This is a genomic window from Streptomyces sp. NBC_00289, from assembly GCF_041435115.1.
Classification (GTDB): Bacteria; Actinomycetota; Actinomycetes; order Streptomycetales; family Streptomycetaceae; genus Streptomyces.
Map to the genome: position 1 here is coordinate 3,088,035 of NZ_CP108046.1, position 22,618 is coordinate 3,110,652.

Genomic DNA, 22,618 nt, shown 5'->3' on the forward strand with positions numbered 1-22,618 from the left:
ACACCAGCGAGCCTTCCCCCCCCCGCCCGACCGGAGACCCCCCGTGCCCAGCCCGTACCGCGCCCTGTTCGCCGCCCCAGGCTCCACGGCCTTCTCCGCCGCGGGCCTCGTCGGCCGGATGCCGCTGTCGATGATGGGCATCGGCGTGGTCACGATGGTGTCCCAGCTGACCGGACGGTACGGACTGGCGGGCGCCCTGTCCGCCACCATCGCGCTCGCGGCGGCGGCGGTCGGCCCGCAGATCTCCCGGCTGGTGGATCTGCACGGGCAGCGGCGCGTCCTGCGCCCGGCGACGCTCGTCGCCCTCCTGTCGTCGGCCGGGCTGCTGCTCGCCGCGCACTACGAGTGGCCGGACTGGGTGCTGTTCGTCTGCGCCGCCGGCATCGGCTCCGTACCCAGCCTCGGGGCGATGGTCCGTGCCCGCTGGGCGGCGGTGTACCGGGGGACCCCGCAGCTGCACACCGCGTACTCCCTGGAGTCCGTGGTGGACGAGGTCTGCTTCATCTTCGGGCCGATCATCTCCATCGGGCTGTCGACGGCCTGGTTCCCCGAGGCCGGCCCCCTGCTCGCGGCCTGTTTCCTGGCCGTCGGTGTCTTCTGGCTGACCGCGCAGCGCGCCACCGAACCCGCCCCGCATCCGCGTGACCACCGCGACGGCGGCTCCGCGCTGCGCGCCGCCGGTCTGCAGGTCCTGGTGGCCACCTTCGTGGCGACCGGCGCGATCTTCGGAGCGGTCGACGTGGTCACCGTCGCCTTCGCCGACGAGCAGGGGCACAAGGGCGCCGCGAGCATCGTGCTCGCCCTGTACGCGGCTGGCTCCTGCTCGGCGGGAATCGTGTTCGGGCTGCTGCACTTCAAGGGGGCGCCGGAACCTCGCTGGCTGCTGGGCATATGCGCGATGGCCGTGAGTATGATCCCCCTCCTACTGGTCGGAAACTTGCCGTTCCTGGCCGTGGCGCTGTTCGTTGCGGGTCTGTCCATCGCTCCCACGATGATCACGACGATGTCTCTCATCGAAAAGCACGTACCACGCGCGCAACTGACCGAGGGCATGACCTGGGTGAGCACGGGGCTCGCGGTCGGGGTCGCGCTCGGCTCCTCCGTGGCCGGCTGGGTCATCGACGCGGCCGGCGCGCGTGCCGGGTACGGGGTTCCGGCGGTGTCCGGTGCCGTCGCGGTCGCGGTCGGTTTCCTCGGGTACCGCCGGCTCAACAGGCCGGCTCCGCGTCGGGGAGGCACCGTTGAGCAGCACAGCGAGCGGGAAGAACGGCACGTGGCGTAACTGGGGAGGCAATGTCGCCGCCCGCCCCGCGCGGGAGGTCACGCCCGCCTCGGTCGAGGAGCTCTCCGCGGCCGTACGCAAAGCCGCCGAGGACGGTCTGACGGTGAAGGCCGTCGGTACCGGGCATTCCTTCACGTCCATCGCCGCCACCGACGGTGTGTTGATCCGGCCTCAACTGTTGACCGGGATACGCAACATTGACCGGGAAGCCGGGACCGTCACGGTCGAGGCCGGAACCCCGCTCAAGAGGCTCAACATGGCTCTCGCGCGCGAGGGCCTGTCGCTCACCAACATGGGCGACATCATGGAACAGACGGTCTCGGGGGCCACCAGCACCGGCACCCACGGGACCGGCCGCGATTCGGCGTCGATCGCCGCCCAGATCAGGGCGCTCGAACTGGTCACCGCCGACGGATCGGTGCTCAACTGCTCCGAGAAGGAGAACCCGGAGGTCTTCGCGGCCGCCCGGATCGGCCTCGGGGCGCTCGGCATCATCACCGCCATCACGTTCGCCGTGGAGCCGGTCTTCCTGCTCACGGCCCGCGAGGAGCCGATGCCCTTCGACCGGGTCCTGGCGGACTTCGACGAACTGTGGGCCGAGAACGAGCACTTCGAGTTCTACTGGTTCCCGCACACCGGCAGCACCAACACCAAGCGCAACAACCGCAGCGCCGGTCCGGAGAAGCCGGTCAGCCCGGTCGCGGGCTGGATCGAGGACGAGCTCCTCTCCAACGGCGTCTTCCAGGTCGCCCAGTTGGTCGGCCGCGCGGCGCCGGCCACCGTTCCGACGATCGCCCGGGTCTCCAGCAAGGCCCTGTCCGCGCGGACGTACACGGACATCCCCTACAAGGTGTTCACCTCACCGCGCCGGGTGCGCTTCGTGGAGATGGAGTACGCCCTCCCGCGCAAGGCCGTAACCGGGGCGCTGCGCGAGTTGAGGACCATGGTCGACCGCTCCGGGCTCCGGGTCAGCTTCCCGGTCGAGGTGCGCACCGCTCCGGCCGACGACATCACGCTGTCCACCGCCTCGGGCCGGGACAGTGCCTACATCGCCGTCCACATGTTCAAGGGCACCCCCTATCAGGCGTACTTCACCGCCGCCGAGCGCGTCTTCACCGCGCACGAGGGTCGGCCGCACTGGGGCAAGGTGCACACGCGTGACGCCGAGTACTTCGCCGGGGTCTACCCCCGTTTCGGCGAGTTCACCGCGCTGCGGGACCGACTCGACCCGGACCGGCGTTTCCAGAACGACTACCTGCGCAGGGTGCTGGGGCCGTAGCGGAAGGAGCCGTTGTGACGCCTGAGAAGGCGGGACCGGCCTTCGGGGAGGGACGGACGAAACGATTGGTTCCGTTTCCGGCGATTCCGTGAGGTACGCCACTTTCAAGATCTCGGAATCCGCCGGAGGGACGGCCAAGTCCCGTCCCTTGCAAGAAGTTCGGCGGCGTGCCAATCCACGCAGGTGGTCCGAATGGAGTACTGTTGCGAGCCCTGGGTCAGGTCTCCCGCCAGGGCGTCCGTGGCCACCAAGGACCGCCAGGAGGGGGCCAGTTGCACAGGGTGACGGAGTTGGTCACTTAGCGTTGCGAATAGGTAACCGTGCCATAACGGCGTGCCTGGGCCCGTGCCCGACACGCCGGGCAACTCGGCAAGGTTGTGGCAGGCTGCACCCGGGCAGGCCACACTCGACTAGCGGAAGCAGCGACGCACGTGACGTCGGCAGGCACCACCCGGGAGGTCCCCATGCCCGAACTGCGTGTCGTGGCCGTCTCGAATGACGGCACACGGCTGGTGCTGAAGGCTGCGGACAGCACGGAGTACACGCTTCCGATTGACGAGCGTCTGCGCGCCGCCGTACGCGGCGACCGTCCCCGCCTCGGCCAGATCGAGATCGAGGTGGAGAGCCATCTCCGCCCCCGAGACATCCAGGCGCGGATACGTGCGGGTGCGACCGCGGAAGAGGTCGCCCAACTCGCCGGTATCCCCGTCGATCGCGTACGGCGCTTCGAGGGCCCCGTGCTGGCCGAGCGTGCCTTCATGGCCGAACGAGCCCGCAAGACCCCCGTCCGCCGGCCCGGCGAGAACGCCGGACCCCAGCTCGGCGAGGCCGTCCAGGAGCGTCTGCTGCTGCGCGGTGCCGAGAAGGACACCGTCCAGTGGGACTCGTGGCGCCGCGACGACGGCACCTGGGAGGTCCTGCTCGTCTACCTGGTGGCCGGCGAACCGCACTCGGCGAGCTGGACGTACGACCCGCCCCGGCGGCTCGTCCAGGCCGTCGACGAGGAGGCGCGCTCGCTCATCGGCGAGTCCGAGGACCTCGCCGCGCCCGAGCCCAGCTTTCCGTTCGTACCGCGCATCGCCCGACTGCCGCGTGACCGTCCGCTGGACCGCGCCCTCGACCGGGCACTGGACCGTCCCGTCCTGCCGTCGCCGGAGCCCGTCGAGGAAAGCGCGAGCGAACGGGACTCGCTGACCAGCCTGCTGGAGGCGGTGCCCAGCTTCCGGGGCGACCTGGTGGTGCCCGAGCGGCCGGTGGAGCCTCCCGTGGAGGAGGAGCCCGATCCCGAGCCGGAGGCGGAGGAACCCCCGGCTCCCGCGGCCTCGGCCGGTGCCGGTTCCGCCTACGCGGACGTCCTCATGCCCCGTTCCGTCGGCAGCCATCGCGACCGCCTCGTCGGCGCGACGGACCGCCAGGCCGAGGCGGACGGCGTCCGGCCGGGCCGCCGCGCGGCGGTCCCGAGCTGGGACGAGATCGTGTTCGGGACCCGGCGCAAGAAGCAGGAGTAGTCGCTTCGACGGGTGAGGGCCCACTGCCGGTCGGCAGTGGGCCCTCACCCGTGCGTCAGCTGGTCGCCCCGCTCCTACTGCGGATCGGCGCCCACGGCCACCGGCCGCTCGGGGTCCGACGACCACTGGGACCACGAACCCACGTACAGCGCGGCCGGGATGCCCGCCACCGCGAGCGCCAGCACCTCGTGGGCACCGGAGACCCCGGAACCGCAGTACACGCCGACATCCGTCCCGTCGGAGGCTCCGAGTTCCCTGAAGCGTGCGGCCAGGTCCTCCGCGGGCAGGAAACGCCCGTCCGTTCCCACGTTCTGTGTCGTGGGCGCGGACACGGCGCCCGGAATGTGGCCGCCGACCCGGTCGATCGGCTCCACCTCACCCCGGTACCGCTCCCCCGCTCGCGCGTCGAACAACACGCCGGACCGCGCCAGCGCCGCGGCCCCGTCCGCGTCGAGCAACCGCACGGCTCCGGGCGCGGGTTCGAAGTCACCCTCCGCCGAAGGCTTCGGCGTCGCCGTCTCCAGCGCCCCCTTCCAGGACGTCAAGCCGCCGTCGAGCACCCGCACGTCCGGGTGACCCGTCCAGCGCAGCAGCCACCACGCGCGGGCAGCCGCCCAACCCTGTCCGCCGTCGTACACGATCACCGGCCTCCCGGAGGAGACACCCGCCCCGCGCATGGCGGCGCCGAACTCCGCGACGTCGGGCAGCGGATGGCGACCGCCGGCGCCGGGAGCGGCCGCGAGTTCCCTGTCCAGGTCGACGAAGACCGCGCCGGGAAGGTGCCCGGCCTCGTAGGCGGCCCGGCCGTCGAAGGGCGGTTCACCGGCCGCCTTGGCGACGCTGAGCTGCCAGCGGACGTCGAGCAGGACCGGCGGGTTCTCACCCGCCAGGTCGCTCTCGAGTTGCGATGCGGAGATGATGGCGTTCATGGTCACCATCCTTGCGCACGGGGTGGCCGCATCGTCCAGGTCCGGCTACTCTGCTCGGCCGGACAGCTCCGATCACGAGGCGTACGGGATCGGGCACATGCTGTACAGCCGATCGACATCCGTCGGCAACCGCACCGAAACGGACGAGAAGCCGCACACCGGGCATCCTCCGGTATCGGGCCCCGCACCCGTGCGGCGCGCCCGGAGCGCCTCGCACCACGCGCGGTGCGAGCATCGGCACAGGGTCCGCACAACGGACGCAACGCGGCCACCGCGAGGGGCCGAGAAGAGAGAGAGTGGCGATGACCGAAGCACGTGGGTCGGCCGGCCGGAACGGCGACACGCACGCTCGGTACGCGCCCGGCACACCCTGCTGGGTGAGTCTGATGGTGCACGGGCTGGCAGCGACCCAGGACTTCTACGGCGCGCTGTTCGGCTGGGAGTTCCAGCCCGGCCCCCAGCAGCTGGGTCCCTACGTGCGGGCGCTGCTGGACGGCCACGAGGTGGCGGGCATCGGCCAGCTGCCGCCCGACCGGCATCTGCCCATCGCCTGGACCCCGTACCTCGCCTCGGACGACGTGGACCTGACCGCTGAAACGGTCCGGCTGTGCGGCGGCACGCTCGGCGTGGGCCCGCTGGACGCCGCCGAGGACGGGCGCCTGGCCATCTGCTCCGACCCGTCCGGCGCCGTCTTCGGCGTCTGGCAGCCGCTCGCCCGGCTGGGCATGACCATCACGGGCGTCCCCGGCGCTCCCGCCTGGAACGAACTGGTGACCTTCGAGACGGCGGGCGTCGCCAAGTTCTACGAGGCGGTGTTCGGTTACTCGGAGGAAGCGGTGGCCTCCGCCGACGTGGACTACGTGACCCTGCGCATCGGGGGCCGCCCGGTCGCCGGACTCCACGGCGTGGGCGACGCCCTGCCCCGCGACCGGGGTCCGCACTGGATGACGTACTTCGAAGTGGCCGACGTCGACGAGGCGGCCGGACGGCTGGTGGACCTGGGCGGGCATGTCCTCAAGCCGCCCCGGGACAGCGCACACGGGCGCGTGGCCGAGGTGGCCGATCCCGAAGGAGCCAGGTTCTCGCTGCTGCAGAACCCGCGCTGACCTCTGGCCGCCGTCCGCGCGGGCCAGGACCGGCCCGCCCGGGCACGCGAGCTCAGACCGACGGCACCGGCAGCACATCCGGCGACAGCGCCGCCGCCCGTGCCGTCGCGGCCGTCATACGGCGGCGGTGATGCCGTCGGCACAGCACCTCGTAGCCGACGGCATCCGCCTGGTCGACGTCGCCGACGACCACCTGCTCACCCTCGACCACCATCTCGCCGCCGGTCGTGCGGGCGTTGTGCGTGGCGCGGGCGCCGCACCAGCACAGGGCCTCGACCTGGAGGACCTCGACACGGTCGGCCAGTTCCACGAGCCGCTGCGAGCCGGGGAACAGCTTGGAGCGGAAGTCGGTCGTGATGCCGAAGGCGTAGACCTCCAGGCCCAGGTCGTCGACCAGGCGCGCGAGCTGGTCGATCTGCTCCGGCGCGAGGAACTGCGCCTCGTCCGCGATCACGTAGTCGGCGCGCCCGCCCTGCGACAGGTGGTCGACGAGGTAGCCGTACAGGTCCTGTCCGTCCTCGACCTCGACCGCGTCCGTCACCAGGCCGAGGCGTGAGGACAGCTTCCCCTCGCCGGCGCGGTCGTCGCGGGTGAAGATCATGCCCACGAGGCCGCGTGCCGAGCGGTTGTGCTCGATCTGCAGAGCCAGGGTGGACTTCCCGCAGTCCATGGTTCCGGAGAAGAACACCAGCTCGGGCATGGGAGGTTGAGCACCTTTCGGCATGGGAGGGCGGTGGCTGGAACGGGGTGGAACGTCAGGAGCGTACTTCGAGCAGCGGGACCAACTGCTCGGCAGGGGTCATCGAGCCGTGGTTGCCGACCATCGCCGACTCCTTGGGCTCCCGCTCGGAGGCGATGATCAGGACGTCGTCCCGCGCGGCGGCCACCACGTCGCCGATACGGTCGTACACCCGCGCGTCGAAGCGATCGGGCTGCCCGAACCAGCCGGCCGCGATCGCCTCGTCCCGCGAGGCCACCCAGAACTGCTCGCCGAGGACCTCGCGCCAGCAGGTCAGGACGTCGTTCTCGGCGCCCGGGACCGCGTAGACGTGGCGGGCGCGGCCCTCGCCGCCCAGCAGGGCGACTCCGGCGCGCAGTTCCCAGTCCTCGTCGAAGTCGATGCGGTGCTGCTCGTCGAAGGGGACGTCGATCATGCCGTGGTCGGCGGTGACGTAGAGCGCGGTGCGCGGCGGCAGCTGCTCGGCCAGCCGCTGGACGAGGCGGTCGACACACATGAGCTGGCCGCGCCAGGAGTCCGAGTCGACGCCGAAGCGGTGGCCGGCCCCGTCGAGTTCGGCGTAGTACGTGTAGACCAGGGAGCGGTCGCCGACGGCCAGTTGTTCGGCCGCGAGGTCCATGCGCTCCTCGCCGGTCAGCCGCCCGTGAAACGTTCCGCCACTGAGCGCGACCTTGGTCAGCGGGGTGTTCTGGAAGGTGGGCGAGGACACCTGGGCGGCGTGCACACCGGCCGCGTCGGCCAGCTGGAAGACGGTGGGGTACGGCTGCCAGGCGCCGGGTGACGTCCACGGCTGCCAGCGCAGCTGGTTCATCAGCGCGCCGGTCTCCGGGTTGCGCACGGTGTACCCGGGCAGACCGTGGGCGCCGGGGGGCAGGCCGGTGCCGACGGAGGCGAGGGAGGTCGCGGTGGTCGCCGGGTAGCCGGTGGTCAGGGGGCGCCCGGTGTTTCCGCGCGAGCTGCCGAGGAGCGAGGTCATGAAGGGGGCCTCGTCCGGATGGGCCCGCAGCTGCTCCCAGCCGAGGCCGTCGATCAGGAAGACGCAGTTCCGGTCGGTGGGGGTCAGCTCGGTGATCGAGGCGGTCATCCCCGGTACGGCCATGCCCGCGGCCAGCGTGGGCAGCAGGTCCGCGAGCGAACCGGAGCCGTACTCCGGGACGGGCGCGGAGTCGACGGCGAGGGGTTCCGGGAGCGGGCCCCAGGCGGTGGGCTGCGCCATCAGCGGGTGACGTCCGCGGTCGCTTCGGAGATGGCCTGGGCGAAGGTGAGCGCCTGGCGCACCGTCTCCGGGCCGTCCCCTGCCTCGCTGACCCGCAGGCTGAGGTCGTCGGCCGTCGAGCTGCCCGTGTAGCCGTGATCGGCCTCGCAGTTGGGGTCACCGCAGGCGGCCGGCTCGAGGTCGATGCGGGAGACGGCGCCCCAGCCGATGGTCAGCACGATCTCGCGGGGCAGCGTGCCCGGCGCGTAGGACTCCGGGTTGGCGACCACGCGGCTGACCACGACCGACGAAATCCGGCCGATCTTCACCGACTCCGTGGACGTGGTGGCATACGGCGTCGGGGAGGTGCTGTCCGCGGCCTGCTCGTCGGTGTGGCTGACGATGAAGCGGTTGCCGGTGAGGACGAGCACGGTCACGTGCCGGCGCACCTCGTTCTGGTCGAACGTCGTCTCCTGGTGGACCAGGTACGACCGGACGGGCTCGCCGCCCACGGCGGCCTCCACCGCCTCGGCCACGAGGGCCGGGTAGTAGCCGCTGCGCTCGATCGCCGCACGCAGCCCCTGGGTCGTCGTACTGGTCTTGGCCATGACGTCCATCCTACGGTGGCGCACTGACTGCGAGGCACCGCTCCGTACACAGGAAACGTCGCTCGGTGGATCGTGTGGACGGTCACTCGGCGGGCGCTCGGCGGATCGGTCAGCGGTCTTGCGGCGGTTCGATCAGTAGACCGGAAGTGTGCGTGGGCCCAGGTCGTCGCGGGCGGGCGGCGGCGCCAGGCGCACGGAGGCGCCGAGCACGCTCAGGCCGCGTGGGGCGACGACGACCGGCTCCAGGGTGACCGCGACGACCTCCGGGTGGTCGTCGACCAGCCGCGACACCCGCAGCAGCAGCTCCTCCAGCGCGGGGGTGTCGACCGGCGTCGAGCCGCGCCAGCCGAACAGGAGCGGGGCCGTCCGGATCGACCGCACCAGCGAGGTGGCCTCCCGGTCGGTGACCGGAACCAGCCGGTGCGCCATGTCCCCGAGCAGCTGGGAGGCGGCGCCGGCGAGCCCGAACGACAGCACCGCTCCGGCCGCCGGGTCGATGACGGCCCGTACCACCGTGTCCACCCCGCGCGGGGCCATCCCCTGGACGACCGGACGCAGCTCCTCCGGTGTCCCGAACAACTCGGTCAACTCGGCGTAGGCGCGGCGCAGTTGCTCCTCGTCCGCGAGGTCGAGGCGTACGCCGCCCAGGTCGGCGCGGTGGCGCAGATGCGGGGCGGTGGCCTTGAGGGCCACCGGATAGCCGAGGGCGCGGGCGGCTTCGGCGGCGCCCTCGGGGGTCGGCGCGGGCAGGGCGCGGTGCACCTGGACGCCGTAGGTGCCGAGCAGGTCGCAGGTCTCCTCGGGGCCGAGGGTGAGCCCCTGCCCGCGCGCGAGCAGCCCGCCGATCAGCTCGGCGGCGCCCTTCTCGTCGATGTCCTCGTACTCCGGCACCCGGCCGGGCTCGGCGGCCTCCCGCCGCCACTGCGCGTACCGCACGGCTTCGGCGAGTGCCCTGACCGCGCGTTCGGCGGCGGGGTAGGCCGGGATGAGGCGGGAGCAGGATCGGGAGGCGTCCTCTTGTACGGTTGCCGTCGCGGCTTGCACGGGTGCCGTCGCGGCTTGCACGGGTGATGTCGCGGCTTGCACGGGTGCCTTCGGAGCTTGCACGGGTGCCGTTCCCCCGGCGGGGGGCCGCGCGGCTCGCGCGGGTGTCGTTCCCACGGCGGGGGGCCGCGCGGCTCCCGCGGGTGTCGTTCCCCCGGCGGGCGGTGGTTCCGTGGGACGGCGGATGGCCTGCTGCTCGGCGGGGGCCGAGGGTGGACGCGGAGCAGGGGTACCGCCCGGCGCGCCGGGGGCCGCCGTACCCGCCTGCGGTGCGGTGCTCGCCGCGGCCGACAGCGCCTCGGCGAGGCCGCCGAGTTCGACATGGACCACCAGCACCGGCTTCCCGGGCACCTCGTCGGCGGCCGCCCGCAGGGCCTCGGCCAGGGCGGCGTCCCCTGCGGACCCCTCCCCGACCGCCGGAATCGCCGTCACGGCCACCGCGTCGCACGCGTCGTCGGCCAGCGCGCGCGACAACGCCGACCGGAAGTCGCCCGGGGACGCGCCCGTCGTCAGGTCCAGCGGGGTCAACGGCCGCAGACCCTCGGAGAGACACGCGTCGTACGTCAGCAGCCCCAGCGACTCGGAGTTCCCGAGGATCGCCACCCTCGGCCCCTTGGGCAGCGGCTGCCGTGCCAGCAGCAGTCCCGTGTCCACCAGTTCCGTGATCGTCTCCACACGGATCACCCCGGCCTGCCGGAGCAGCGCGGAGACCGTCGTGTGCGGCAGCCGCGTCGCGCGGACGGCGTGCCCCTGCGGGGCGGATCCGGCTCCCTGCACCACGACCAGCGGTTTCGCCGCCGCCGTCCGCCGTGCGAGGCGCGTGAACTTGCGGGGATTGCCGATGGACTCCAGGTACATGAGGGCGACATCGGTGTCCGGGTCGTCGTACCAGTACTGGAGTACGTCGTTGCCGGAGACGTCGGCCCGGTTGCCGGAGGACACGAAGGTGGACACGCCGGTGTTCCCGGTGACACCGCCCCCGCGCCGGTGCAGCCGGGACAGCAACGCGATACCGATGGCCCCGGACTGCGCGAACAGTCCGATCCGCCCAGGCCGCGGCATCTCGGGAGCCAGGGACGCGTTCAGCCGTGTCTCCGGGGACGTGTTGATGATCCCGAAGGCGTTCGGCCCGATGATCCGCATGCCGTACGCGCGTGCGTGCCGGACGAGTTCGCGCTGGCGCTCACGCCCCTCGGGGCCGCTCTCGGCGTATCCGGCGGAGAGCACGACGAGTCCCTGCACCCCGTGCGCGCCGCATTCGGCGACGGCCTCGGGCACGTGCTCGGCCGGCACCGCGAGGACCACGACGTCGACAGGTCCGTCGATGTCGCCCACCGAGCGGTACGCGGGGACCCCGTCGATCTCCTTCTGCTCCTCGGGGAAGGCCTTGTTCACGGCGTACAGGCTGCCGGTGAACCCGGCGTCCCTGATGTTGTCGAGAACGCTCCGGCCCACTCCACCGGGGGCGCGACCGGTCCCGACGACGGCGACGGAGCCGGGCGCCAGCAGCCGGCGGACCGACCGTGCCTCGGCGCGCTGCTCCCGCGCGCGTTGCACGGCGAGCGAGCGGTCGGTGGGTTCGAGGTCGAACTCCAGGTGGACGACACCGTCCTCGAAGCTGCGCTTCTGGGTGTACCCGGCGTCCGTGAAGACCTTGATCATCTTGGTGTTGGCGGGCAGCACTTCGGCGGTGAAGCGGCGGATGCCGCGTTCGCGCGCCACGGCCGCGACATGCTCGAGGAGGGTGGAGGCGACGCCGCGACCCTGGTGGGCGTCCTGCACCAGGAAGGCGACCTCGGCCTCGTCGGCGGGAGCCGAGGCGGCCATGCCATCGGCCCCGATGCGGTCGTAGCGTACGGTGGCGATGAACTCGCCGCCGATGGTGGCCGCGAGTCCCACCCGGTCCACGAAGTCGTGGTGCGTGAAGCGGTGGACGTCCTTGGCGGACAGGCGAGGGTAGGGCGCGAAGAAGCGGTAGTACTTCGACTCGTCCGAGACCTGCTCGTAGAAGCTGACCAGGCGATCGGCGTCATCAACGGTGATGGGCCGGATGCGCGCGGTACCGCCGTCGCGCAGCACCACGTCGGCTTCCCAGTGAGCGGGATACTCGTGCCGGTCCGGCGAGGTCTGCATGGGCCCCAGAGTACGGCTCGCGTACGACAACGGCGCGAGGCAGTCTGTGGAGGACGTACGTCGGACCGAGGCCGCGGTCCGACGTCGCCGAGGAGCGGGACAACGCCCGCTCCGGGCATGCTTCACGATATGGGAAACTGGTCTAGACAACCCTGAGTACTGAAGGGCAGCATCACATGGCTGAGCGCCGCGTCAACGTCGGCTGGGCGGAGGGCCTCCACGCCCGCCCCGCCTCCATCTTCGTCCGGGCCACCACGGCCGCAGGTATCCCCGTGACGATCGCCAAGGCCGACGGCAACCCCGTCAACGCGGCCTCCATGCTGGCTGTCCTGGGCCTGGGCGCCCAGGGCGGCGAGGAGATCGTCCTCGCCTCCGACGCCGAGGGCGCGGACGCCGCGCTCGACCGCCTCGCGAAGCTGGTGGCCGAGGGTCTCGAGGAGCTCCCCGAGACCGTCTGAGCGCCTCCGCACCACACCGCGCAGCCGCGTCGGCCTTTCCGGTCGACGCGGCCGCGCTGTTTTTACGGGCCGCCGGATGTATTTACCGCGGGCATAGGCGAAATCGCCACCGCGGACATGCGAATGGCGCGAGCGCGGAATTCACCGGCACGCGAGAAAACGGGCAGCGGAAATATCGACCGCCGAATAGCACCTCTTTGTATACGGCGCCTGTGTTAATGCCGCAGGCCCGACATGTTTACGGGAGGTTGCGAGTTCCTCACACGGTCCGGGCGGTCAGCGCCCCCTCCGAAACGCAACCGGTGCGCGGCCGTCGCCCGCTCCGTGTGCAGCGCCGTGACCGCCCGCGCGCGCTCACTGTCACCGCGCGCCACGGCGTCCACGATCGCGCCGTGCTCCGCCCAGGAGTCCACCGGGTCGGCGGGCGCGTCCACCAGGAACATCCAGGCGATCTTGTGGCGCAACTGGGTCAGCATCGAAGTCATCGCCGGGCTGCCGGAGGCCTGGGCGAGCGTCTCGTGGAACCAGCCGCCCAGGGAGCGCAGGTCCTCGCTGTTGCCCCGCCTGGCCCGCTCCTGGCCCAGCCGCACCAGGCCGCGCAGCACCTTGAGGTGGGCCTCGGTACGCCGCTGGGCGGCGCGTGAGGCGCCGAGCGGCTCCAGGAGCATGCGCATCTCGAGGAGGTCGGCGCCCTCCTGCTCGGTGGGCTCCGCGACGCACGCGCCCGCGTGCCGCCGGGTCACCACGAAGCCCTCGGCCTCCAGCGTGCGCAGGGCTTCGCGGACGGGGACGCGGGAGACGCCGTAGCGACGGGCGAGCAGTTCCTCGGTGAGGCGGCTGCCGCGCTCGTAGACACCCGCGACGATGTCGTCCCGGATCGCCGTGCACACCGAGTGCGCCGGAATACGCATGACCGACCTCCGCCTTAATCCCCGTGAAACGTCGACGATTGACGTGTGTTCAGTGACTCTATTGCAATGAGCGGGAATTTCCGACGGCGGACCGGAATCCATGGATATTTTTTGGACAGTGGGGGGTCTGAAACGCCGAAAACCCCGGCTGGAGAGCCGGGGCTTCGGGAAGTGCGGCCTGCCGTCAGACCTTCACGGCGGGCGGGGCCGGAATGCTCGGCGGACGGCGGTCCGACCTGCGCGGCGGCGCGTGTCAGACGCTCACGCCGTGCGAGCGCAGGTAGGCGAGCGGATCGATGTCCGAGCCGTACTCGGCGGTCGTACGGGCCTCGAAGTGCAGGTGCGGGCCGGTGACGTTGCCGGTCGAGCCGGAGAGGCCGATCTGCTGGCCGGGAGTGACCGTCTGGCCCACCGAGACGCCGATGGACGACAGGTGGCCGTACTGGGTGTACGTCCCGTCGTGCATCTTGATCACGATGTTGTTGCCGTAGGAGCCGCCCCAGCCGGCCTCGACGACCGTGCCGGAACCGACCGCGTGCACGGACGTGCCGCTCGCGGCGTGGAAGTCGATGCCGGTGTGGCTGCCGGAGGACCACAGTCCGCTGCTGGCCTGGTAGCCGGTGGAGACGTAGGAGCCGGTGACGGGGAGCACGAAGGTGTTGAGACGCTTGCGCTCGGCTTCGCGAGCGGCACGCGCCTTGGCCTCGCGGGCCTTCTCCGCCGCGGCGGCGGCCTCCCTGCGCGCGGCCGCCTCGGCGGCCTCCCTGCGCGCGGTGTCCTCGGCGGCCTGCTCCTGGGCCACTGCCTGAGCGTCGATCTTGGCGGCGAGCGTGTCGCCGATGGTGATGACCGGGGTGAGGCCGGTCTGCTCGACGGAGGGCTCCGCGGCGAGCGCCGGAGCGGCGAGGGTGCCGACGACACCGGTGGTGGCGAGCGCGGCGACGCCCGCCGCGCGGACGGTGGTGCGGTGCACTCGGCTGGGACGGCGGTGCTTCCCGGTGGCGCGGGTGAACGCCATGTGGTGGCTGTTCCTTTCCTTCCTTCTCGCCTACCGGGTTAGCTGACGGGTTCGGAGCAGGAAGGTCTCCTACGGACCCCCTCGCTGGCGCGCGGGCGTCCGATTCACCCCAGGGACTCTCGATGTGGGTCCCCGGCTCCCCTGGCTCGCGCCGTACGGGGACTCGGCGATGACTGCCCGGTGCCGCGGATGCGGCGCGGTGCCTGACGGACAGCCGGCATGACGCTAAACGGGGCCGCTTTCAATCCTCAAACGGATCAGGCTTTTTGTAGCGCACGCCACAGGGCAGACAGGCAACCTCTCCCTCAATTCGGACATACGGAGGCCCTGATGACTCCTCAGTCACCAGGGCCTCACAGGCGCGTCCGGCCGCCCGGTGCCCTACTCGGCGGAGACCACGGTGACTTCGCCGATGCCGAGGGCTTCCACGGGCTCCTTGATCTGAGCCGCGTCACCGACGAGGACGATGACCAGACGGTCCACCGGGAAGGCGCTCACGACCGCCGCGGTGGCCTCCACGGTGCCGGTCGCGGCGAGCTGCTGATACAGCGTCGCCTGGTAGTCGTCGGGCAGGTGCTGCTCGACCTGGTCGGCCAGCGTGCCCGCCACGGCCGCCGCGGTCTCGTACTTCAGCGGCGCCACACCGACCAGGTTCTGCACGGCGACATCGCGCTCCGCGTCCGTGAGCCCGCCCTCGGCCAGGGTACGGAGCACCGCCCACAGGTCCGCCAGGGCGGGACCCGTGTTCGGGGTGTCCACGGAGCCGCTGATGGCGAGCATCGCGGCGCCCGTGCCGTCCGGCGTGGACCGCAGGACCTGCCCGAACGCCCGCACGCCGTAGGTGTAGCCCTTCTCCTCGCGCAGGACGCGGTCCAGGCGGGAGGTGAGGGTGCCACCGAGGCAGTACGTGCCGAGCACCCGCGCGGGCCACACGCGGTCGTGCCGGTCGGGGCCGACGCGGCCGATGAGCAGCTGCGTCTGGACGGCACCGGGGCGGTCCACGATGACGACCCGGCCGGTGTCGTCGGCGGTCACGGGCGGCACGGGCCGCGGCTCGGCCGTGGAGCCGGTCCAGACGCCGAGGGTCTCGCCGAGCAGTGCGTCGAGGTCGACGCCGGTGAGGTCACCGACGACCACGGCGGTCGCGGTGGCCGGCCGGACGTGCTTCTCGTAGAAGGCGCGTACGGCCGCGGAGTCGATCGCGGTGACCGTCTCCTCGGAGCCCTGGCGCGGGCGCGACATGCGCAAGGTCGCCGGGAACAGCTCCTTGGAGAGCTCCTTGGCGGCGCGGCGGGACGGGTTGGCCAGCTCGTGCGGGATCTCGTCGAGCCGGTTGCGGACGAGGCGTTCGACCTCGCTGTCCGCGAACGCGGGTGCCCTGAGGGCGTCGGCGAGCAGGTCCAGCGCCTTGGGCAGACGGGAGACCGGTACTTCGAGGCTCAGGCGGACGCCGGGGTGGTCGGCGTGCGCGTCGAGGGTGGCGCCGCTGCGCTCCAGCTCGGCGGCGAACTCCTCGGCGGAGAGCTTGTCGGTGCCTTCCGAGAAGGCCCGGGCCATGATCGTGGCCACACCGTCGAGCCCGGCCGGCTCGGCCTCCAGGGGCGCGTCCAGGAGCACCTCGACGGCGACGACCTGCTGGCCGGGGCGGTGGCAGCGCAGGACGGTCAGGCCGTTGTCGAGCGTCCCGCGCTCGGGAGCCGGGAACGCCCACGGCCGCGCCTCGCCGGCCTGCGGCTGGGGGTGGAAGTCCATCGTGGCGAGCTCGGTCACTTGGCCGCCTCCTCGTTCTCGTCCTCGTCGGCGGGGTTCTCGGTGCCCTCGGTGGGCTCGTAGACCAGCACGGCCCGGTTGTCGGGGCGCAGCCGGGCCTTGGCGACCTCCTGGACCTCCTCGGCCGTCACGTCCAGCACGCGCTGGACGGCGGTGAGGGCGAGCTGCGGGTCACCGAACAGGACGGCGTAGCGGCACAGTTCGTCGGCGCGGCCCGCGACCGTACCGAGCCGGTCCAGCCACTCGCGCTCCAACTGGGCCTGGGCGCGCTCCATTTCCTCGGCTGTGGGGCCCTCCTCGGCGAACCGGGCGAGCTCCTCGTCGATGGCGGTCTCGATGACCGGCACCTCGACGTCACCGGAGGTCTTCACGTCCAGCCAGCCCAGGGAGGGCGCACCCGCCAGCCGCAGCAGGCCGAAGCCGGCCGCCACGGCCGTACGGTCGCGTCGTACGAGCCGGTTGTAGAGGCGGGAGGACTCGCCGCCGCCGAGGACGGTCAGCGCCAGGTCGGCCGCGTCGCACGCGCGCGTGCCGTCGTTCGGCAGCCGGTAGGCGGCCATCAGCGCGCGCGCCGGGACCTCCTCCTCGACGACCTCGCGCAGCTGCTCGCCGATGATCTCGGGCAGCGTGCCGTCGCGCGGGGCGGGCTTTCCGTCGTGGGCGTCGATGGAACCGAAGTACTTCTCGATCCAGGCGAGCGTCTGCTCCGGGTCGATGTCGCCGACCACCGACAGAACGGCGTTGTTCGGTGCGTAGTAGGTACGGAAGAACGCGCGGGCGTCCTCCAGGGTGGCCGCGTCCAGGTCGGCCATGGAGCCGATCGGCGTGTGGTGGTAGGGGTGGCCCTCCGGGTAGGCGAGAGCGGTGAGCTTCTCGAACGCCGTTCCGTAGGGGACGTTGTCGTAGCGCTGGCGGCGCTCGTTCTTCACGACGTCCCGCTGGTTCTCCATGGACTCGTCGTCCAGGGCCGCCAGCAGGGAGCCCATACGGTCGGCCTCCAGCCAGAGGGCGAGCTCCAGCTGGTGGGTGGGCATGGTCTCGAAGTAGTTGGTGCGCTCGAAGCTGGTGGTGCCGTTGAGCGAGCCGCCCGCGCCCTGGACGAGCTCGAAGTGGCCGTTGCCCTTCACCTGGCCGGAGCCCTGGAACATCAAGTGCTCGAAAAGGTGAGCCAGACCGGTACGGCTCTTGACCTCGTGGCGCGAGCCGACGTCGTACCAGAGGCACACCGCCGCGACCGGGGTCAGGTGGTCCTCGGAGAGCACCACGCGCAGGCCGTTGGCCAGGCGGTGCTCTGTCGCTGTCAGGCCGCCGGAGCCTGCCTGCGCTGTGGCCGTGTGACCCATGGGCATGTCGTCCCTTCGATCGCGGACGCGGTCGTCGAATACCGCGTTTTTCCTGCTGTCCTGCCACTGTATGCAAGCGTGGGGAGGGTCGGCGAAGTTCCCGGGCGACGTACGCCGACAGCGGATCGCGTAGCCTGCGGGCAGTCGTGCCGCACGCGGCACCTGTTCCGAAGAGAGCGGCACCTGTGAACGCCGGGCCGAGGGGCCGACGTCGGGTCCTGGTCCGCGTTGTCAGTGCCGCGGTCCACAATGGTCCGCGTCAGATCCCGTTCACGCTTGAGCAAGGAGCCGGCAGCGATGGCCCGCCGCAGCACGAAGACCCCGCCGCCCGACGACTCGTACGAGGAGAAGATCCTCGACATCGACGTCGTCGACGAGATGCAGGGCTCCTTCCTCGAGTACGCGTACTCGGTCATCTACTCCCGCGCCCTGCCTGACGCCCGCGACGGCCTCAAGCCGGTGCACCGCCGCATCGTCTACCAGATGAACGAGATGGGGCTGCGCCCCGACCGCGGATACGTGAAGTGCGCACGTGTCGTCGGCGAGGTCATGGGCAAGCTGCACCCGCACGGCGACGCGTCGATCTACGACGCCCTGGTGCGCATGGCCCAGCCCTTCTCGATGCGCGTCCCCCTGGTCGACGGCCACGGCAACTTCGGCTCCCTGGGCAACGACGACCCGCCGGCCGCCATGCGGTACACCGAGTGCCGGGCCGCCGAGCCCGCGAGCCTGATGACGGAGTCCATCGACGAGGACACGGTCGACTTCGCGCCCAACTACGACGGCCAGGAACGGGAGCCGTTGGCCCTGCCGGCCGCCTTCCCGAACCTCCTGGTGAACGGCGCGTCGGGCATCGCGGTCGGCATGGCCACCAACATGCCGCCGCACAACCTCGCCGAGGTCATCGCGGCCGCCCGCCACCTGATCCGCTACCCGAACGCCGATCTCGACGCCCTGATGAGGCTCGTCCCGGGCCCCGACCTGCCCACCGGCGGCCGGATCGTCGGCCTCTCCGGCATCCGTGACGCCTACGAGACCGGCCGTGGCACCTTCAAGATCCGCGCGACCGTGTCGGTGGAGACGGTGACGGCCCGCCGCAAGGGTCTCGTCGTCACCGAGCTGCCCTTCACGGTCGGCCCGGAGAAGGTCATCGCCAAGATCAAGGACCTGGTCGGCGCGAAGAAGATCCAGGGCATCGCCGACGTCAAGGACCTCACCGACCGCGCGCACGGCCTGCGCCTGGTCATCGAGATCAAGAACGGCTTCGTGCCGGAGGCGGTCCTGGAGCAGCTCTACAAGCTCACGCCGATGGAGGAGTCGTTCGGCGTGAACAACGTGGCGCTGGTCGACGGCCAGCCCCTCACGCTGGGCCTCAAGGAGCTTCTGGAGGTCTATCTCGACCACCGCTTCAACGTCGTGCGCCGCCGCTCCGAGTTCCGCCGCGGCAAGAAGCGCGACCGTCTGCACCTGGTCGAGGGTCTGCTCACCGCACTGCTGGACATCGACGAGGTGATCCGCCTCATCCGCTCCAGCGACAACTCCGCACAGGCGAAGGAACGCCTGATCGAGCGCTTCTCCCTGTCGGAGATCCAGACGCAGTACATCCTGGACACGCCGCTGCGCCGGCTCACCAGGTTCGACCGGATCGAGCTGGAGTCGGAGAAGGAGCGGCTGAACGCGGAGATCGCGGAGCTGACCCGGATCCTCGACTCGGACAGCGAGCTGCGCAAGCTGGTCTCCGCCGAACTGGCCGTCGTGGCCAAGAAGTTCGGCACCGACCGGCGCACGATCTTGCTCGAGTCGGCGGGCACCACCGTGTCGGCCGTCCCCCTCCAGGTGGCCGACGACCCGTGCCGGGTGCTCCTGTCCTCGACGGGACTGCTGGCCCGTACGGCGAACGGCGAGCCCTTCCCCGAGGACGCCGACGGCAAGCGCACCAAGCACGACGTGATCGTCTCGGCGGTGTCCGCGACGGCACGCGGCGAGGTCGGCGTGGTGACCTCGGGCGGTCGCCTGCTGCGCCTGAACGTCGTGGACCTGCCGCAGCTCCCGGACACCGCGGCGGCACCGAACCTCGCGGGCGGCGCGCCGCTTGCCGAGTTCGTGTCCCTGGAGGGCAACGAGACGGTGGTCTGCCTGACCACGCTCGACGAGTCGTCCCAGGGGCTGGCGCTCGGCACGGCACAGGGCGTCGTCAAGCGCGTGGTCCCCGACTACCCGTCCAACAAGGACGAGCTGGAGGTCATCACCCTCAAGGAGGGCGACCGCATCGTCGGCGCGACCGAGCTCCGCACCGGCGAGGAGGACCTGGTCTTCATCACGGACGACGCGCAACTCCTGCGGTTCCAGGCCGCGCAGGTACGGCCGCAGGGCCGTGCGGCGGGCGGTATGGCGGGCGTGAAGCTCACCGAGGGCGCCAAGGTCATCTCGTTCACCGCGATCGACCCGGCCGCGGACGCGGTGGTGTTCACCGTCGCCGGTTCGCGCGGCACCCTGGACGACTCCGTCCAGACGACGGCGAAGCTGACCCCGTTCGACCAGTACCCGCGCAAGGGACGCGCCACCGGCGGGGTCCGCTGCCAGCGGTTCCTGAAGGGCGAGGACTGCCTGTCCCTGGCCTGGGCGGGCCCCGTTCCGGCGCGCGCCGCCCAGAAGAACGGCACCCCGGCCGAACTGCCGGAGATCGACCCGCGCCGCGACGGCTCGGGCGTGTCCCTGGCGAAGACGGTGTCGGTGGTGGCGGGGCCGCTCTAGACGGGCCCGTCCTCATCTGGATCCGGGGCTTCGGAATCCAGGGGTTCGGGATTGTCGTCCTCGGGATCTTGTACGTAGCGCAGGACGCCCCACATGCCGTGCTCGTCGGCGTGCGGGGCGTCGTCTTCGCGGGCCTCGAGTTTGCAGGCCTCGAGCTCCTTGCCGAGTGCGGGCACGTCGAGGGCGGAGCCGATGAGCACGAGCTGCGTGAGGCGTTCCCCGCCGGGCGTCCAGGGCTGCGGGTAGAAGCGCAGGAACCGGCCGACGGCGTGCACGTCGTACCGGTTGCCCGGGTCGTGGGGGCCGAAGTCGACGTGCCCCTTGATCCGGTACAGCCCTTCGGGCCTGCTGTCGAGGAACCGCATCAGCCGGCGCGGGTCGAGCGGAACCTCGGAAGTGAAGGACAGGCTGTCGTAGGCGGTGTGCAGGTGACCGGTATGGCCCGTGTGCTCGGTGTGCTGGTGCAGATCGTCGAAGGACAGCTGCCCGACGCGCTCCTCGCTCGGCCTGCAGTCGAAGAGGAACTCGGGGTCGATACGACCGTAGGTGGCGGGGACGACGGCGGCGCGGTCGGTGAGGGACCGCACGAGCCCGAGGACCCGGTCGGCCTCCGGCGCCCGGTCGAGCTTGTTGACGACGACGAGGTCGGCCAGGGCGAGGTGCCGGTCGACCTCGGGATGCCGGGCCCGGGTGTCGTCGAACTCGGCCGCGTCGACGACCTCGACGAGACCGCCGTACACGATGCCCGGATGCTCGCTGGCGAGCACCATGCGCACGAGTTCCTGGGGCTCCGCGAGACCGCTGGCCTCGATGACGATCACGTCGACACCGGCGGCGGGCCGGGCGAGCCGCTCGAGGTAGACGTCGAGCTCACTGGCGTCGACGGCACAGCACAGGCACCCGTTGCCGAGGGAGACCGTGGAGTCGCCGAGCGCGCCTGCCACGGCCATCGCATCGATCTCGATGGCACCGAAGTCGTTGACGACGGCACCGATACGGCTGCCACCGCTGCGGTGGAGGAGGTGGTTGAGGAGCGTGGTCTTGCCGGAACCGAGAAATCCGGCGAGGACGACGACCGGAATCTGCCGCTGAGACGGCCTGAAGACAGGGCTGGCGCTCGAATGCGGACTCGACTGACTCAACGTGCGACCTCTCACGCCCACGCGTGCACCGGCTCGCGGTCCGGCACACGTACGAAGATTGAATGCCGACACAGGATACGAGCCGGAAGAATCTCCGCGAAGTGAACGATTGTTAGCAGCCTTTGCGGGGCAGACGTTGTGCAGGCGCCGGAGTGTGCGACCCTCGCTTCCCTCCGTGCGCCTCCTCTCCGCCTCCCTGCCGATCAGAGCCGCTCGGCACCATGGGAGACGGCAAGCGCCGCCCACCGCTCGCCGGTCCCCATCAGTCGACCCGCACCCGACGACCGGCGGACGGCCGCCTGATTCGGGGGTTGACATGGCCACACAAAAGTCCGTGATACGAGGGCTCGGTACCGCCACGGCCGCAGGTCTCGGCCTGCTGGCGGGAGCTCTCGTCAGCCTGGCCGTACAGCGCCGCACATTCGATTCGCTGCGCATCCGACTCGACCACCTCGAGCAGGTCACGCAAACCCGCCACCACGCCAATCTCGCCACCCAGCAGCGCCTCCACTGGGAACTGCTGAGCAAGGCGATCGACAATCCCGAACTCGCAGAGGTGCTCGACGTGTTCGAGGGGCCGGTGTCACCCGAAAGGCGACGCCAGTTCCTCTTCGCCAATGCCTTGTACACGAACCAGGTCTTCGCTTACCGGGTCGGCAACATCAGCCGGGAGGAGTTCTTCGGATTCGTACGGGGACTGCTGCAGAACCCCGTCGTCAGGGAGTACTGGTACGCAGGTCAGCACCAGCGGGCGACCATCGCCGACGACTCGGACGAGGCCCGGCTCGGACACCTGGTCGACGACCTCCTGCGCCAACTGGAGGAGGCCGAAATAGACGAGTGGTGGGTGGTGGGGGAACCGCCTGCCGAGTAGCCCGGACACCAATGGCGTCGAGTATGCCGATGCGTCAACTTTGCCCTTGTTTCACCAACCCTCACACGGGCGAAGCCAATCGAGTGATAACGAAGTGGCAAACCTGCTGTTTTCCCTGATCTCACAGGCTTAACTGCTGCGACACCCGCGCCAGGTTGACCACTGGGCACCAATCACCCCGCTTCACTGGTCGGAGCAGCCTCGAGGGTGTATCGGGCGGGCGCGACTGCAGCGCGTCTTGCCTTTGGACCGTGAGATCAAAGGAAAAACAACAGTGAGTCAGATCATCCGTCGCCTTGGTGCATCTCCACGCGACCGGGGCAGCGCAGGCGGAGCCAATTGCCCGGACATCTTCGAGTTGTCCGACGGAAGGTTCGCCGTCATCGGGACGGATGTCACGGACTCACTGGACGCGGAGCTTCCCCAGGACGCCTCACGGGGCGACTACGAGCGGATCGTCGTGATCACCCGCGAGACCCTGGTCAGGGCCAAGGCCGACATCCCCGACGCCTGACCGCACGCCCC

The 22,618-nt window shown here is 71.1% G+C and carries 18 protein-coding genes and 1 riboswitch; of the genes, 8 read left to right on the plus strand and 10 right to left on the minus strand.

Annotated features, from left to right (window positions below):
- Positions 1-43: 43 nt before the first annotated feature.
- From OG985_RS14175 to sepH, 3 genes are all read left to right on the plus strand, one after another.
- Positions 44-1,282: an MFS transporter gene (locus tag OG985_RS14175; protein ID WP_371668684.1), complete on the plus strand. Its 1,239-nt coding sequence runs from the start codon at positions 44-46 to the stop codon at positions 1,280-1,282.
- Entirely contained in the window at positions 1,242-2,561 is a 1,320-nt protein-coding gene (locus tag OG985_RS14180; protein WP_371668685.1) for a D-arabinono-1,4-lactone oxidase, read from the plus strand. The genes OG985_RS14175 and OG985_RS14180 overlap by 41 nt, the downstream gene beginning before the upstream one ends.
- 464 nt (positions 2,562-3,025) lie before the next feature.
- A complete protein-coding gene (gene sepH / locus OG985_RS14185) occupies positions 3,026-4,069 on the plus strand; it encodes a septation protein SepH (protein ID WP_371668686.1) in 1,044 nt (347 codons plus the stop codon).
- A 74-nt stretch (positions 4,070-4,143) separates the two neighbouring features.
- On the opposite strand, the gene OG985_RS14190 is transcribed toward sepH, so the two are convergent.
- Entirely contained in the window at positions 4,144-4,998 is an 855-nt protein-coding gene (locus OG985_RS14190) for a sulfurtransferase (RefSeq protein ID WP_371668687.1), read from the minus strand.
- Positions 4,999-5,300: 302 nt separating this feature from the next.
- Between OG985_RS14190 and OG985_RS14195 the strand changes: the two genes are divergently transcribed.
- The gene (locus tag OG985_RS14195) at positions 5,301-6,104 is read left to right on the plus strand and encodes a VOC family protein (protein WP_371668688.1); all 804 of its coding nucleotides are present in this window, start codon (positions 5,301-5,303) and stop codon (positions 6,102-6,104) included.
- Between the two features lie 52 nt (positions 6,105-6,156).
- Here OG985_RS14195 and OG985_RS14200 read toward each other — a convergent pair whose 3' ends face one another.
- The 4 genes from OG985_RS14200 to OG985_RS14215 all read right to left on the minus strand — a co-directional run bounded on the left by OG985_RS14200 (position 6,157) and on the right by OG985_RS14215 (position 11,823).
- Positions 6,157-6,804 carry a thymidine kinase gene (locus OG985_RS14200; protein ID WP_371668689.1) on the minus strand — a complete coding sequence of 216 codons (648 nt, stop codon included), beginning with the start codon at positions 6,802-6,804 and terminating at the stop codon, positions 6,157-6,159.
- 55 nt (positions 6,805-6,859) lie between these two features.
- A complete protein-coding gene (locus OG985_RS14205; RefSeq protein ID WP_371668690.1) occupies positions 6,860-8,059 on the minus strand; it encodes an alkaline phosphatase family protein in 1,200 nt (399 codons plus the stop codon).
- The gene (locus OG985_RS14210; RefSeq protein WP_371674369.1) at positions 8,059-8,655 is read right to left on the minus strand and encodes a DUF5998 family protein; all 597 of its coding nucleotides are present in this window, start codon (positions 8,653-8,655) and stop codon (positions 8,059-8,061) included. The genes OG985_RS14205 and OG985_RS14210 overlap by 1 nt, the downstream gene beginning before the upstream one ends.
- A 123-nt stretch (positions 8,656-8,778) precedes the next feature.
- Positions 8,779-11,823, minus strand: coding sequence for a GNAT family N-acetyltransferase (locus tag OG985_RS14215; RefSeq protein ID WP_371668691.1), 3,045 nt, complete (start codon positions 11,821-11,823; stop codon positions 8,779-8,781).
- Positions 11,824-11,999: 176 nt separating this feature from the next.
- On the opposite strand from OG985_RS14215, the gene OG985_RS14220 reads away from it, so the two are divergent.
- Entirely contained in the window at positions 12,000-12,281 is a 282-nt protein-coding gene (locus OG985_RS14220) for an HPr family phosphocarrier protein (RefSeq protein ID WP_019072943.1), read from the plus strand.
- 215 nt (positions 12,282-12,496) lie between these two features.
- On the opposite strand, the gene OG985_RS14225 is transcribed toward OG985_RS14220, so the two are convergent.
- From OG985_RS14225 to OG985_RS14240, 4 genes are all read right to left on the minus strand, one after another.
- The gene (locus OG985_RS14225) at positions 12,497-13,192 is read right to left on the minus strand and encodes a GntR family transcriptional regulator (RefSeq protein WP_371668692.1); all 696 of its coding nucleotides are present in this window, start codon (positions 13,190-13,192) and stop codon (positions 12,497-12,499) included.
- 253 nt (positions 13,193-13,445) lie between these two features.
- Complete coding sequence (locus OG985_RS14230; RefSeq protein WP_371668693.1) at positions 13,446-14,210, minus strand: M23 family metallopeptidase; 765 nt, start codon at positions 14,208-14,210, stop codon at positions 13,446-13,448.
- 13 nt (positions 14,211-14,223) lie between these two features.
- Positions 14,224-14,389: riboswitch (cyclic di-AMP (ydaO/yuaA leader) on the minus strand.
- 202 nt (positions 14,390-14,591) lie between these two features.
- The gene (locus OG985_RS14235) at positions 14,592-15,980 is read right to left on the minus strand and encodes a M16 family metallopeptidase (RefSeq protein WP_371668694.1); all 1,389 of its coding nucleotides are present in this window, start codon (positions 15,978-15,980) and stop codon (positions 14,592-14,594) included.
- Entirely contained in the window at positions 15,977-17,329 is a 1,353-nt protein-coding gene (locus OG985_RS14240; protein ID WP_371668695.1) for a M16 family metallopeptidase, read from the minus strand. Before OG985_RS14240 ends, OG985_RS14235 begins: the two co-directional genes overlap by 4 nt.
- Positions 17,330-17,620: 291 nt before the next feature.
- Between OG985_RS14240 and OG985_RS14245 the strand changes: the two genes are divergently transcribed.
- Complete coding sequence (locus OG985_RS14245) at positions 17,621-20,077, plus strand: DNA topoisomerase (ATP-hydrolyzing) subunit A (protein ID WP_371668696.1); 2,457 nt, start codon at positions 17,621-17,623, stop codon at positions 20,075-20,077.
- Here the strand turns inward: OG985_RS14245 and OG985_RS14250 are convergent.
- Positions 20,074-21,219 carry a GTP-binding protein gene (locus OG985_RS14250; protein ID WP_371668697.1) on the minus strand — a complete coding sequence of 382 codons (1,146 nt, stop codon included), beginning with the start codon at positions 21,217-21,219 and terminating at the stop codon, positions 20,074-20,076. The two genes, OG985_RS14245 and OG985_RS14250, sit on opposite strands and share 4 nt — an antisense overlap.
- Positions 21,220-21,553: 334 nt before the next feature.
- Between OG985_RS14250 and OG985_RS14255 the strand changes: the two genes are divergently transcribed.
- Both OG985_RS14255 and OG985_RS14260 read left to right on the plus strand, forming a co-directional pair.
- Positions 21,554-22,093: a DUF6082 family protein gene (locus OG985_RS14255; RefSeq protein WP_371668698.1), complete on the plus strand. Its 540-nt coding sequence runs from the start codon at positions 21,554-21,556 to the stop codon at positions 22,091-22,093.
- A gap of 274 nt (positions 22,094-22,367) precedes the next feature.
- Positions 22,368-22,607, plus strand: coding sequence for a hypothetical protein (locus OG985_RS14260; protein ID WP_371668699.1), 240 nt, complete (start codon positions 22,368-22,370; stop codon positions 22,605-22,607).
- Positions 22,608-22,618: the final 11 nt, after the last annotated feature.

Bases quoted from the DNA above. Each gene is read 5' to 3' on its own strand.
- OG985_RS14225 (WP_371668692.1), bottom strand. From the start codon at position 13,192: ATGCGTATTCCGGCGCACTCGGTGTGCACGGCGATCCGGGACGACATC.
- sepH (WP_371668686.1), top strand. From the start codon at position 3,026: ATGCCCGAACTGCGTGTCGTGGCCGTCTCGAATGACGGCACACGGCTG.
- OG985_RS14215 (WP_371668691.1), bottom strand. From the start codon at position 11,823: ATGCAGACCTCGCCGGACCGGCACGAGTATCCCGCTCACTGGGAAGCC.
- OG985_RS14200 (WP_371668689.1), bottom strand. From the start codon at position 6,804: ATGCCCGAGCTGGTGTTCTTCTCCGGAACCATGGACTGCGGGAAGTCC.
- OG985_RS14240 (WP_371668695.1), bottom strand. From the start codon at position 17,329: ATGCCCATGGGTCACACGGCCACAGCGCAGGCAGGCTCCGGCGGCCTG.
- OG985_RS14210 (WP_371674369.1), bottom strand. From the start codon at position 8,655: ATGGACGTCATGGCCAAGACCAGTACGACGACCCAGGGGCTGCGTGCG.
- OG985_RS14205 (WP_371668690.1), bottom strand. From the start codon at position 8,059: ATGGCGCAGCCCACCGCCTGGGGCCCGCTCCCGGAACCCCTCGCCGTC.
- OG985_RS14220 (WP_019072943.1), top strand. From the start codon at position 12,000: ATGGCTGAGCGCCGCGTCAACGTCGGCTGGGCGGAGGGCCTCCACGCC.
- OG985_RS14230 (WP_371668693.1), bottom strand. From the start codon at position 14,210: ATGGCGTTCACCCGCGCCACCGGGAAGCACCGCCGTCCCAGCCGAGTG.
- OG985_RS14195 (WP_371668688.1), top strand. From the start codon at position 5,301: ATGACCGAAGCACGTGGGTCGGCCGGCCGGAACGGCGACACGCACGCT.
- OG985_RS14245 (WP_371668696.1), top strand. From the start codon at position 17,621: ATGGCCCGCCGCAGCACGAAGACCCCGCCGCCCGACGACTCGTACGAG.
- OG985_RS14190 (WP_371668687.1), bottom strand. From the start codon at position 4,998: ATGAACGCCATCATCTCCGCATCGCAACTCGAGAGCGACCTGGCGGGT.